14 protein-coding genes are annotated in these 11,699 nt (G+C 28.3%); 1 reads left to right on the top strand and 13 read right to left on the bottom strand.

Going from position 1 to position 11,699, the window contains the following annotated elements; all coding sequences use genetic code 11:
- Positions 1 to 66: 66 nt before the first annotated feature.
- The 10 genes from aat to ABUA17_RS11695 all read right to left on the bottom strand — a co-directional run bounded on the left by aat (position 67) and on the right by ABUA17_RS11695 (position 7,924).
- Entirely contained in the window at positions 67 to 717 is a 651-nt protein-coding gene (gene aat, locus ABUA17_RS11740) for a leucyl/phenylalanyl-tRNA--protein transferase (RefSeq protein WP_349818200.1), read from the bottom strand.
- Between the two features lie 127 nt (positions 718 to 844).
- Positions 845 to 1,588 (bottom strand): DUF434 domain-containing protein, encoded by a 744-nt coding sequence (locus tag ABUA17_RS11735; RefSeq protein WP_042394005.1) that lies wholly within the window; start codon positions 1,586 to 1,588, stop codon positions 845 to 847.
- A gap of 209 nt (positions 1,589 to 1,797) precedes the next feature.
- Entirely contained in the window at positions 1,798 to 2,100 is a 303-nt protein-coding gene (locus tag ABUA17_RS11730) for a hypothetical protein (protein WP_055275114.1), read from the bottom strand.
- 198 nt (positions 2,101 to 2,298) lie between these two features.
- Positions 2,299 to 2,679, bottom strand: a complete 381-nt coding sequence (gene gloA, locus ABUA17_RS11725) for a lactoylglutathione lyase (protein ID WP_042393999.1) — start codon at positions 2,677 to 2,679, stop codon at positions 2,299 to 2,301.
- A gap of 47 nt (positions 2,680 to 2,726) precedes the next feature.
- Positions 2,727 to 2,921: a CooT family nickel-binding protein gene (locus tag ABUA17_RS11720; protein WP_042393996.1), complete on the bottom strand. Its 195-nt coding sequence runs from the start codon at positions 2,919 to 2,921 to the stop codon at positions 2,727 to 2,729.
- A gap of 1 nt (position 2,922) precedes the next feature.
- Positions 2,923 to 3,336: a DUF3842 family protein gene (locus ABUA17_RS11715; protein WP_042393990.1), complete on the bottom strand. Its 414-nt coding sequence runs from the start codon at positions 3,334 to 3,336 to the stop codon at positions 2,923 to 2,925.
- Positions 3,337 to 3,345: 9 nt separating this feature from the next.
- Positions 3,346 to 4,119, bottom strand: coding sequence for an energy-coupling factor ABC transporter ATP-binding protein (locus tag ABUA17_RS11710; RefSeq protein ID WP_042393987.1), 774 nt, complete (start codon positions 4,117 to 4,119; stop codon positions 3,346 to 3,348).
- Positions 4,120 to 4,929: a cobalt ECF transporter T component CbiQ gene (gene cbiQ / locus ABUA17_RS11705; protein ID WP_042393983.1), complete on the bottom strand. Its 810-nt coding sequence runs from the start codon at positions 4,927 to 4,929 to the stop codon at positions 4,120 to 4,122. It abuts the gene before it with no gap.
- A gap of 61 nt (positions 4,930 to 4,990) precedes the next feature.
- On the bottom strand, positions 4,991 to 6,022 hold the full coding sequence (locus tag ABUA17_RS11700) for an energy-coupling factor ABC transporter permease (protein WP_042393981.1): 1,032 nt from the start codon (positions 6,020 to 6,022) through the stop codon (positions 4,991 to 4,993).
- A 531-nt stretch (positions 6,023 to 6,553) separates the two neighbouring features.
- The gene (locus tag ABUA17_RS11695) at positions 6,554 to 7,924 is read right to left on the bottom strand and encodes an MATE family efflux transporter (protein ID WP_042393977.1); all 1,371 of its coding nucleotides are present in this window, start codon (positions 7,922 to 7,924) and stop codon (positions 6,554 to 6,556) included.
- A 219-nt stretch (positions 7,925 to 8,143) separates the two neighbouring features.
- Between ABUA17_RS11695 and selD the strand changes: the two genes are divergently transcribed.
- Positions 8,144 to 9,181 (top strand): selenide, water dikinase SelD, encoded by a 1,038-nt coding sequence (gene selD, locus ABUA17_RS11690; protein WP_042393974.1) that lies wholly within the window; start codon positions 8,144 to 8,146, stop codon positions 9,179 to 9,181.
- A 126-nt stretch (positions 9,182 to 9,307) separates the two neighbouring features.
- On the opposite strand, the gene yedF is transcribed toward selD, so the two are convergent.
- From yedF to yqeC, 3 genes are read right to left on the bottom strand one after another with little or no spacing between them, the layout of a single operon-like run.
- Complete coding sequence (gene yedF / locus ABUA17_RS11685) at positions 9,308 to 9,904, bottom strand: sulfurtransferase-like selenium metabolism protein YedF (RefSeq protein ID WP_055291519.1); 597 nt, start codon at positions 9,902 to 9,904, stop codon at positions 9,308 to 9,310.
- A gap of 22 nt (positions 9,905 to 9,926) precedes the next feature.
- Positions 9,927 to 10,718, bottom strand: a complete 792-nt coding sequence (gene yqeB, locus ABUA17_RS11680; RefSeq protein WP_042393968.1) for a selenium-dependent molybdenum cofactor biosynthesis protein YqeB — start codon at positions 10,716 to 10,718, stop codon at positions 9,927 to 9,929.
- A gap of 2 nt (positions 10,719 to 10,720) precedes the next feature.
- Positions 10,721 to 11,479, bottom strand: a complete 759-nt coding sequence (gene yqeC, locus ABUA17_RS11675; protein ID WP_349819614.1) for a selenium cofactor biosynthesis protein YqeC — start codon at positions 11,477 to 11,479, stop codon at positions 10,721 to 10,723.
- Positions 11,480 to 11,699: the final 220 nt, after the last annotated feature.

Genomic DNA, 11,699 nt, shown 5'->3' with positions numbered 1-11,699 from the left:
ATTCCAAATCTACCAACTAATCATACAAAAAAAGAGTAGATAGATTTGTTTTTTACACAAATCTATCTACTCTCCCAGTCCTTCCTTTAACATTACCTTAAATTCTTTCCAACTAACAAACTTTCCACCCATACTTTCTAAATGGTTTGTGTGCATTTGACAATCTAGAAAAATATATCCCTCTTCCTCAAGCTTTTTACAAATACTTATTAAAGCTACTTTAGACGCATTACTTTTCTTTGAAAACATACTTTCTCCAAAGAAACACTTTCCTATCTTAACACCATAAAGTCCTCCTACAAGTTCTTGATCTTTATATACCTCAACACTTGTGGCAAAACCTTTTTTATGTAAGTTGATATACGCTTCCATTATTTCATTAGTTATCCATGTTCCTTCTTTATTTTCCCTAAGTTCTTTACAGTTTTTTATTACCTCATTAAAATCTTTATCAAAAGTAACCTTAAACTCACCTTTATTAAACACTCTTTTCATTGATTTTGATATATTAATCTCACTTGGCTTTATTATAAATCTCGGCTTTGGACACCACCATAAAATTGGTTCACCTTCACTGTACCATGGAAAAATACCATTGCAATAAGCTAAGATAAGTCTTTCAAAACTTAAATCTCCACCTACTGCTAATAATCCATCTTCTTCTGCTAAATCAGGATTTGGAAACATTATTTCATCACTTAATTGATATACTGGCATATGTTCATCACTCTCTCTTAAATTTTATCAACTCTATTATCTTATTATATATCAATATTATTAAATAAAAAAAGTTAAAAATACACTTGTACTTCTAACCTTTTATCTAATATCAAAATATTATTAATCAATTTCTCTTTTCACTATTATATTTTTCTAAATTAATAACCCAAGCATTATCAATATATTCTTTAATAATATAACTAACTAAATTAATCCAACCATCACATTTATCTAAAATAATAGAATCACTACTTACAACGTAATTACTCTTTTCAAGTATAACATCAGGATTAATAACTATATCAACATTTACATTAACTTCCCACTTCTCAGCAGCTTCATAAATTGCAGCTTTAAGATTTCCTGAATTAGAAACAGGGGCATCTATATAAAAGTTAACACATTCTAATTCTAGACTTCTAAAAGCTTTTCCTAAGATTTCTAATACACCATATGTTTTATCAATTAATCTATAAGTACCTCTTAGTCCTGCTAAATCTCTTATAGCTCCATCCATACACTTTATTAATAATCCCTTAGATAATGCCACCTCAAGAGAAATAATAAAATTAAATGCATCTATATTAATAGTTTTTCCCTTTAAACTAGACACACTTATCTCCTTATCTCGTCTCACTTCTAAATCCTTGATTGAGCAACTTGCCCTTCTAATTGCCATGCGTTGTCTTGTTGAAAATTGATACCTTCCCCCTACAAAATCAATTATATTACTAATAGGATAATTTCTATTAAGCAACCAAACTACTTCTTCTTGTGCATGCCTTAATCTTTCTATCTCCTTACTTGAAAAAAATCTTTCATCTTTATCTTCCTTGCCTCTAATAGTTCTCTTTTTTATTTCTTCCATATTGTATTACCTTTCATATCTATTTTTAATAGTATACTACTTATATTTTATATTATTTTTCTTTATATTATAAAAAATCACTAAATATAAACTTCTATTATTTAGGTTAGACAAAAACTTGTACGTAAATTAAAATTAAATATAATAACAAAAACATCAATTTACATTTATGTGAAAATTGATGTTATATATAAGAAATAAATTTATACTTAAAAAATATAAGTCATATTTTGTGGTTCAAAATATGATAATCCATGTGATTTTGCCATTTCAGATATTATGTCATTTAAATATTCAGCATCTTCAAGCATACATCCAATTATTACAAATCCTTTTCCCTTAGCAATTTCAATATTAAGCTTTTTATCAATTAAATCTTCATAAAATTCATCTATTAAGCTTATATCTCCAACTAAAGAACTATCTCCTTCACATAACATTTCATATAAAATCTGTGCTCCAACTGCACTACTTACACTATCACTATTCCATACTGCACAATACCAATCCATTATTTTCTCCTTTGCTTATTAAAAATTCACTTAATACTAGGAATATTCATTACATTTAACTTTTCCTACTAATACACTTATTCCACTGTATTCTGAAATATTTTAATTTCAAAATTAAAATACCTAAAAAAATAAGAAGTAAAGAAACTTATACAAACTCCTAAAGAATTTCTATATCCCCCTTACTTCTTAAAGTAATTATCCTCTTATAACTTCAACCTTATATCCATCTGGATCAGTTACAAAGTAATAATGAGGTTTTTCTCCTGGAAGCCCCTTTAAATCAGTAACTTCATATCCCATTTCACTGTGCTTTTCTCTTAAAGACTCAATATTATCATGAGCTATAGCAATATGACTAAATCCATTTCCTAAATCATAAGGAACTTCTGGATTATAGTTATAAGTAAGCTCTACTTCATAACCACCTGGTACATCTGATAAATAAACTAATGTAAATTTATGCTCTGGAAAATCTTTTCTTCTCGTTTCTACAAGTCCTAAAGCATTCTTATAGAACTCTAGTGATTTTTCTAAATCCATTACTCTTATACAAGTATGTAACATTTTAATTGACATAATATACCTCCTAAATTAAACTTGTATAAATTATAGCATAAATTACTTTATTTTTCAGCCTCTAAAATAATCTTATGATTAACTAATTCCATCTCTTTAATTTTTGCTCTAATCGTTTTTCTTTGACTAAATATATTTTCTAAAAAAATTCCTTCTTCTCCAGGTATAATTTTATCTACTGACTCAAGTAATAATCTTTCTCTTCCCTCTCTATCAATTAAATAAACATTAGCCTCACACATATTATCTACCTCCATAATTTTTAACTATTTCAACTACATCTTCAATATAATGTGGTAGCGATTTATTTTCTATGCCTACAACTAGTACATTACATTTATTTAAAGGAATAAGTACCTTTTTTACAGAACTTTCTGCTATTGCTTCTGCCATCTTAGGTGTTAATTCACCTAAAAAAGAATTTGCACAAACTATTCCAACACTCCCTAATATCATATCTACTCTTGTAGAATTATAAACTATTGCATTTTCACCTGTGGCTCCCTCGTTAGCTCCAGCCTTTAACATCATTGATGTTGCTAAAGAATTGGTTCCAAGTGCTATTATTTCTAACTCCTCATTGCAAGTTCTCCTCAGCCTATCTACAATTGCCTTTCCTATTCCGCCACCTTGTCCATCAATAACTGCTATCTTCATAATCCCTCCCTATTTATTAACAAACTGCTTATTACCTCTCCCACAAATAGGACAATTTTGAATAGATAAAGGAATTTCTAGTCCACATGTATCAAGCAACTCACTATCTCTTAATATTTGCTTAGATGATCCATCAGCAATAATCTCCCCATTTTTTATTACTATAATTCTATTACATGTATCTAAAACCATATCTAAATCATGACTAGTAATTAATTTGGTATGTTCAAATTTATTAAGCATATTTATTAAGTTTCGCCTTGACTTAGGGTCCAAAGCTGATGTGGGTTCATCCATTATTAATATATCCGGTTTCATAGATAATACAGAAGCTATAGCTGCACATCTTTTCTCTCCACCAGATAATTTAAAAGGTGCTCTATCCTTTAAATGTGGAATTCCTACTAAATTTAATGCTTTCATAACTCTTCTTTCAACTTCGTCCTCTTGCAAATTATAGTTTCTTGGACCAAATGCCACATCATCATATACAGTTGTCATAAATAATTGATCATCTGGATCTTGAAATACCATACCTAACTTTTCTCTTATTTTACTTAATGTTTTTTTATTTAATTTCTCTTCCCCTACTATTATTTCACCATTTTTACTGGTTAATATACCCATTAAGAGCATAAGTAAAGTAGATTTTCCAGCCCCATTTGCTCCTATAATTCCAACAGATTCACCAGGCATTATATCAAAAGACATGTTTTTAATTGCTTCTTGTCCATCTGGATAAGAAAAAGTTAAATTTCTTACCTGTAGTTTATGATGAATCATTTATCCGATCACTCCTGAAAATAAATTTCCTATTAAAATAGGTATATTAAAATTTCTTGCTACTATGAAAAATAAACACCAAATAGTTAAATATAAATAATCTGATAATTTAATTTTTAAAGAAGCAGTACTATTATATTCTCCATTAAATCCTCTTAACTTCATTGCTTCATATACCCTTTGAGCTCTATCATAGGTACGTAAAAGCATCTGTCCTATAAAAGAGCCTAAATCTTTCATTTTAACTCCTTTTTGGCCTGGTGCTCTTAAATAGTATGCTTTCATCATTCTTGATGCTTCTTCAACTAAAACTGAAATATATCTATATGTTAATAAAATTTGCATTACAAATATCTTTGGTACTTTTATCATTCTTAATGCACAAGCTAAATTTTCCATTCCCGTAGTAGCTATAAGTAAAATACTTACTACAACTGTAAGCAAAATTTTTATAGATAAAGATAAGAAAGTTATCCATCCACTATTAATTATTATTCCTGCTACATTCATTGGAGTTTTATCATAAAATAAATTTATAACTCCTACTCCTAGTATAAATGGTGCTGCTATTAAAACTCTTTTTAATATTGGAGCTAATGGTATTTCTCCTAAAGAAGTAATAAGAATGGGATAAAATACAAAAGGTATTAATCCACTAATTTCATATTTATTAAATGATACTACACATATTAAATACAAAAATGTAGTTATTAATTTTACTAATGGATGAATACAATGAATTATTGTATCTTTCTTTGCTAAATCATCTAAGGTATTAATTTCGTAAATTGAGTTCATTATATTAGCCATTTATTATCAAACCTTTACTTAAAATTTAAAGGCAAGGCAAAGAATTTGCCTTGCCTAAAGCTTAATGAACATTAACTTTTTTTCTTTTTCCCTTTATAAACTTAACTCCAAACCCTATTAAAAGAGCTAGTCCTAATGTTAATGCTCCACCTATAATTCCCGAAATACTTGTCCCTACACTAACTGCTGGCCATTCTTCTTCATTATCACTTTGTGACTTAAAACTATAATCTGGAAGAAATGCAGTCTTTTCTTGAATATTTGATAATGTATCATGTACTCCTCCTGGCGAATCTAATTCTGTAGTTCCAGCAGTTTTCTCCATAGACCACTCTAATCCATCTGGATTAGCTGATGCAAACCAAGATAACATTCCTCCAACAATTAATACTGCAATTATTAATCCACCTAATACCCTTTTCATAGATATATTTCCATAAGCTTCTCCATCTGAAGATTTTTCTAAAATTTCTGGTCTTGCTTTCCATACAAAAGTTACTACTGCTGCAGTTACAAGCCCCTCAATAAATCCAATTGCAAGATGTATTGGTTGCATTAATAATACAAAGGTAGTAAATGGCAATTCAGTTTTTCCTGATAACAATGTTTCTAAAACAACACTAAATGCCCCTAGCTGAAGTCCTATTATAGATGCTAGAACCGAACCAGCAAATATTCTTTTTGTACTTATTCCTTTTCTATTAATAAACTTATAAATAAATGGATATGCAATAAAACATGCATAAAATCCCATATTAAAGACATTACATCCATAAGCTAGTAATCCACCATCAGCAAAGAAAAGCGCCTGAATGAGCAGTATAGCTGCCATTGTTAAAAATCCAGCATAAGGTCCTAATAAAATAGAAAGTAAAATTCCGCCTCCAATATGTCCGCTTGATCCTGTGCCTGGTATTGTAAAATTAATCATTTGAGCCGCAAAAACAAAAGCTCCCATTACACCCATTAATGGAATCTTTTTTTCATCCATATCACTATTTATTTTTTTTACACTATATGTAGCAACAGCTGCTGTTGCTACCAACATAGTTCCACCTACTGCCCCTGAAACTAAGGCATCTCCCATGTGCATAATATCTACTCCTTTATAAAAATATTTTTTATAGATAAGCTCTAATATTTAGCACCTTCATGGCCCTATTGTATAACTTTATTCTTTACTAAGTTAAACCTTCATGGTTTATATATTTACATTATATACCAGAAAATATTTTTTTAAAATAGTTTAATTATAAAAATAAATTGATTTCTATTATCAATAATACATATGCTTTATAGTAGAATTAATAAATATCTTAAAGTGTTTAGTTATGCTTTAAACAAATTAATACAACAATAATTGAAATAAAAATAATGCATATGAGAAAAGTGCTTTATTACACTTTTTCATATGCATGTTTTTATAATAATTTATTGTAATTCATCACTTTGAACAATTTTTGTCTTAGCCTTCTTCTTCTGCTTAGGCTTTTTTTCATTTCTATTCTTTGCCAAACTATTTTCACCTCACTTAAATAAATTAACGTAATAAATAATTACATTAATTAGAGTGCTCTTATTTACACAAAATAATACTGGCAATAATATCATTCTAAGCCAAAAATTAAGCTCCTTCAAGTTCAAATTCTCTTGTTACGTTTCTTACCCATTTACCTCCTAATACTCTTACAGCTGCAATAATTGATTTTATTACCTCATCACTTTTCACAATAAAAAATACTGCTTCAATTGGCCATTTTAATATAAATGCTACAATAAATCCGCAAGGTATAGCTACAAGCCATAAGAAAATAATATCATTTATTAAGACGAACTTTGCATCTCCTCCACCTCGTAGAACTCCCATCATTAATGTAACTCCAAAACTTTGAAATATAACTATAACTGACATAGATCCCATAATTTCAACTGCTATATTTTTAGTTACTTGAGATACATTATAAAAATCAACTACAATAGGCCTTATTAATAAAATTACGCCCCCTGCCATAATCCCCATTATTATACTAAGTACACCAACTGTTCGTGAATACTCTTTTGCTTTTTCATTCTTGCCTTCACCTATAGTATTACCTATAATTACCGCAGTTGCATTTGAAAGTCCAAATATAAATACAGTTACAAATTGAAATACTACATTACTTATACTATTAGCCGCTACAGTTTCAGTTCCAAGCCTTCCAAGTATAATAGAAATCATTGTTGACCCAGTTGACCATAAAAATTCATTAAATAATACTGGTGTACAATTTGTTAAAAAATCTTTAAAAATTATTTTATCTACTTTTAATAAATGTGAAGCCTTTAATAATATTTTATTTTCAAATTTAATCATAAAAATTAAAACTATACTAAATTCAGTTATTCTTGCTATAACCGTAGCTATTGCTGCTCCTTGAACACCTAATACTGGTGCACCAAAATTACCAAAAATTAATATATAATTAAAAAATGCATTAACAACTAATGATAAACTATATACAACTAATGAAATTTTAACTGTTTTTACTGAACGAAGCATCATTATTGTACAATTTGTTATTGCATAAAATATATATCCAACAGAAACTATTCTTAAATATGAAACTCCTTCCTCTATTACCCTTGTATCAGTAGTATATATTCTCATAAACTGACTCGGGAATACTATTGCTATAAAAATAAATATAGCTGCAATTATTAAGCAACCCCTATACATTATTGAAAGTATTTTATGTATTGTTTTTACATCTCCTCTTCCCCAATATTGTGATATCAAAATATTAGATCCCCCAGCTAGTCCAAATATTAATATCGTCAATATAAAGAATAAATTATTTCCAATTGATGCAGCTGATAATTGAACTTCTCCTAATGCTCCTAGCATCATAGTATCTACCATACTTACTGCAAACGTAATTAAATTTTGTATTGCAATTGGTAAAGCAATACTTAAAATTAGCTTATAAAAATTTTTTTCTTTGCTTATTAACATTATCTTATCCTCTCTTTTCTCTAATATAAAAGCTATAAGTTTATATATTTAATACTTTATGATAGAACATGGTTGTTTATATTTTCCATCTTTTTTTTAGTCCTATATACCTATACCATAATTAAATAAATTCTTCCATATATATTTATAATTTTTTATTTTTTATTTATAATAATCATATATAAAAAATATTTATTTCTTAATTCGAAGGGAGAAAAAATGGGGAATACTATAAAATTAACTACCTTAACTAAAACTTCTGGGTGTGCTGCAAAAATAGGTCCTGGAGTTTTAGATTCAGTATTAAAAAATCTACCTAAATTTGAAGATTCAAATCTTATAGTTGGTTTTGATAAAAAAGACGATGCTTGTGTATATAAAGTAAGTGAGGACAAAGCTCTTATTCAAACTGTTGATTTTTTTCCTCCTATGGTTGATGACCCATACATATTTGGACAAATTGCTGCTACTAATGCATTAAGTGATGTTTATGCTATGGGTGGTGATCCTGCAATTGCAATGAATCTATTATGCTTTCCATCTTGTTTAGATACATCAATAATGCATGATATTTTAGCTGGTGGATACAGTAAGGTATCTGAATCTGGTGCAGTTGTTAGTGGTGGTCATACTATTGCAGACCCTACTCCTAAATATGGACTTTGTGTAACTGGCTTTGCTCATCCTAATGAAATACTTACTAACAGCAATGCTAAAACTGGCGATGTCCTTGTTCTTACTAAACCTTTAGGCATAGGTATCTTAAATACAGCAACTAAAGCTGAATTACTATCTGCTGAAAAAATTAAAGAAGTAACTAATGTAATGACAACTTTAAATAAATATGCTAAGGATTCTTTAAAAAACTTAAGTGTTAATTCTTGTACAGATATAACTGGATTTAGCCTAATAGGTCATGGGTATGAAATGGCAAGTGGAAGTAATAAAACTATTGAGTTCTATTCTAATTCAATTCCTCTTCTTAATGATTCTTTAGAGTATGCTAGTATGGGAATTATTCCTGAAGGTATGTACAATAATTTAGAATATTTAAAAGATATTTTTAGATGTGATTCTTCTGTTACTCAAGAAATGCAAGATGTACTTTTAGATCCTCAAACTTCTGGTGGTCTTCTTTTATCAATGCCAGAAAAAGATGCTTTAGAGTTTATATCAAGAATGGAACTTAATAATCCTTGGACAAGAATTATTGGTACTGTTACTGATAAACAATCCCATTCAATAATAATAAAATAATATACAATTAAAAAGTCAGCATAACCTACTGTTTATTTTAGATAAACTGTACTAATTATGCTGACTCATTATTTAATATTATACGCTACATAATATAATTTAATAAATTTCACTAATCTTTTATAATTATATAGTTATTACTTTTGATACCTCTTTCATAACATTTGTTATATCATACATGTTGCTAACTTTTCCTACACTCAATTGTTCTTCTAAACCATAGAAATTAAGGCAAGCACCGCAAACTAACAGTTCTACCCCCTTAGATTCCAAAACTTTCAAGTGTTCGATTGCTTGTTCATTTAGGGTTGGAACTTTTACTCCTCCATTCATAAATAAAATTGAACTTGGTAAATCTTCACCTTCAGAAATAGTATACAAGAACATCTTCATTAATGATTTACCTAACTCATCATCACCACTACCAATAATTTCTTTGTTAACAAATACAGCCCAATTTCCTAATTCTTTTTTCCCTTCTAATTTATTCAAAATATCCTCACATTCTTCACATCCATTAGAAAAGTCAACTTTAAAATTATCTTTATCTTGTGTAATTTTTATTTCAAATCCTTGATTTTTTGCAAGTTTTTTTAAGTTTTCAACTGCAATTTTATTATCTACTTCAATTTCAAAAAAATTAACTCCAGACTCTATTTCCTTTTTAGCCATTATCACTGGTATTGGACAATTCTTTCCTTTAGCATCTATAAATTTTTTCATAACTTTCTCCCCACTCTTTCATTTATTTATTCTTATTACTCATATACATTATTGCTTCTAATACTCCTCCACCTATAGATCTTGCTTTATCAGAAATTGTAAAACAATGATCTTTTTCACATCGTGGATCAATATCTCCAGCCTTCATACCCTTAAATACTTCTATATTTTCTTGTAACATTCCTCTAACTATTCCATCAATTTGTGCTAAAACTTCTTCTTTATCTACATAAGCCACTACTTGACCTCTTTTAACAAAATCTCCAATTTTAACAACTGGCTTTATTTTACCATTTGCCGAAGCTCTTATAATTCTTTCTTTAGTATATCCACCAATATTCCCTGGAATTCCGGTATTAGGTATTGCACTCCCCTTTTCTATCACCTTTCCTAAATAATGACCTCTTTTAGTTTCAATTACTAAATCACAATCAATCTTTGCTTCAAATCCTGGCCCTACACCAATAACAATTGGTGCATCATCTATACTTGTCCCTAAATTTTTCTTTGCAATTATAGAATCTACAACTACATTTGGTTTTAACTTTGATACAATTTCTGCTTTTTCATCAATCATAACAGGTATATTACCTTGACTTATTACTTCATTTATCTCATCTATGCTATTAACTTTAATTCCTTTAATTCCTTCAATAATTGTTTCATTATCAAATATAGCTTGAGAAAAAGCTACTGTTCTTCTTACTGTTGTAGGATTTTCTATTTCTGTCATTACAACATCAAAACCACTTTTTTTTAATCTATATGCTATTCCGCTTGCTAAATCTCCTGCACCTTTAATAACTATTAGCATTTCTACACCTCATTAAATTCTTTATAACTTGTAATTATACTTTTTATATTATTCTGCTGCAAATATTCACATATCTCTTCTGCTAAATCTAATAATTCCTTGTTATCTACCTTATTAATTAATGCTATATAAATAGCATTTTTGCATTCATGAACGCCTTTTTTTTGTCCCTTTTCACTACTTAATAAAATAGCTATATCTTTAGGTTTAATAACATAATTATCATTTTGCTTTAATATATTACAAACCTGCTGTGGTCTATGACATGTTTCTTTTATACTTTTATTTAACGAATCTATTCCTGCAACACCAACAACCATTGTAGTATTTTTCAAAATAACAGGTTCATGACTTGCTGGAGCTTTAAGCGGTAGCATTTTTGCACCATCAGCTTCAATTATTAAAAAATCACATAAGTTTATTAGTGCTTCAGCTATATCTTCACCAACACTTGAAATTTTATCATTCTTTTCTTTAATTCCTACTGTTACTAAATTATGTATTTTTAGTCTTTCAGTTATTTCTTTAACATCACCTTTAAAATCTATACAATCATTCGGCATATGCATATGTGTCGTAGTTGTAACTAAAACCTTTTTACCTAAATTACTTAACTCTCTTGCCAATGTATAAACAGAGGTTGTTTTTCCACCACCTCCAACAAAAGATATAATATTTTTTTCTTTTAAATCTATCCCTAAAGCTTTATATAAATATTTTTCTTCACTTATTGAACTATTTTCATAACCATAAATTTTCATATTAATTCCTTACATTTTAATTTACATCATAATTTATTGTAATATTTTTAATTATTCGTAATATTATATTTTCATATTTATTATACAAAGTTTTATTTGTTTTATAAACACTTAATAACAATTTTATCTTTATTTTAATTCGTCAATTTACGAATATTTATTTTTATTTAAAATACATTATTCATGAATAAAATATTTAGAAGTCATATTAAATCCAACA

The sequence above is a fragment of the Clostridium sp. RTP31139st1_H3_RTP31139_211217 genome, from assembly GCF_040227035.1.
GTDB lineage: Bacteria > Bacillota > Clostridia > Clostridiales > Clostridiaceae > Clostridium > Clostridium saudiense.
This window is presented reverse-complemented; position numbering and strand designations above follow the sequence as displayed.

What these genes read in the sequence shown, in the direction of transcription:
- aat (WP_349818200.1), bottom strand. Translation starts at nt 717, where the DNA reads ATGCCAGTATATCAATTAAGTGATGAAATAATGTTTCCAAATCCTGAT.
- ABUA17_RS11735 (WP_042394005.1), bottom strand. Translation starts at nt 1,588, where the DNA reads ATGGAAGAAATAAAAAAGAGAACTATTAGAGGCAAGGAAGATAAAGAT.
- ABUA17_RS11730 (WP_055275114.1), bottom strand. Translation starts at nt 2,100, where the DNA reads ATGGATTGGTATTGTGCAGTATGGAATAGTGATAGTGTAAGTAGTGCA.
- gloA (WP_042393999.1), bottom strand. Translation starts at nt 2,679, where the DNA reads ATGTCAATTAAAATGTTACATACTTGTATAAGAGTAATGGATTTAGAA.
- ABUA17_RS11720 (WP_042393996.1), bottom strand. Translation starts at nt 2,921, where the DNA reads ATGTGTGAGGCTAATGTTTATTTAATTGATAGAGAGGGAAGAGAAAGA.
- ABUA17_RS11715 (WP_042393990.1), bottom strand. Translation starts at nt 3,336, where the DNA reads ATGAAGATAGCAGTTATTGATGGACAAGGTGGCGGAATAGGAAAGGCA.
- ABUA17_RS11710 (WP_042393987.1), bottom strand. Translation starts at nt 4,119, where the DNA reads ATGATTCATCATAAACTACAGGTAAGAAATTTAACTTTTTCTTATCCA.
- cbiQ (WP_042393983.1), bottom strand. Translation starts at nt 4,929, where the DNA reads ATGGCTAATATAATGAACTCAATTTACGAAATTAATACCTTAGATGAT.
- ABUA17_RS11700 (WP_042393981.1), bottom strand. Translation starts at nt 6,022, where the DNA reads ATGCACATGGGAGATGCCTTAGTTTCAGGGGCAGTAGGTGGAACTATG.
- ABUA17_RS11695 (WP_042393977.1), bottom strand. Translation starts at nt 7,924, where the DNA reads ATGTTAATAAGCAAAGAAAAAAATTTTTATAAGCTAATTTTAAGTATT.
- selD (WP_042393974.1), top strand. Translation starts at nt 8,144, where the DNA reads ATGGGGAATACTATAAAATTAACTACCTTAACTAAAACTTCTGGGTGT.
- yedF (WP_055291519.1), bottom strand. Translation starts at nt 9,904, where the DNA reads ATGAAAAAATTTATAGATGCTAAAGGAAAGAATTGTCCAATACCAGTG.
- yqeB (WP_042393968.1), bottom strand. Translation starts at nt 10,718, where the DNA reads ATGCTAATAGTTATTAAAGGTGCAGGAGATTTAGCAAGCGGAATAGCA.
- yqeC (WP_349819614.1), bottom strand. Translation starts at nt 11,479, where the DNA reads ATGAAAATTTATGGTTATGAAAATAGTTCAATAAGTGAAGAAAAATAT.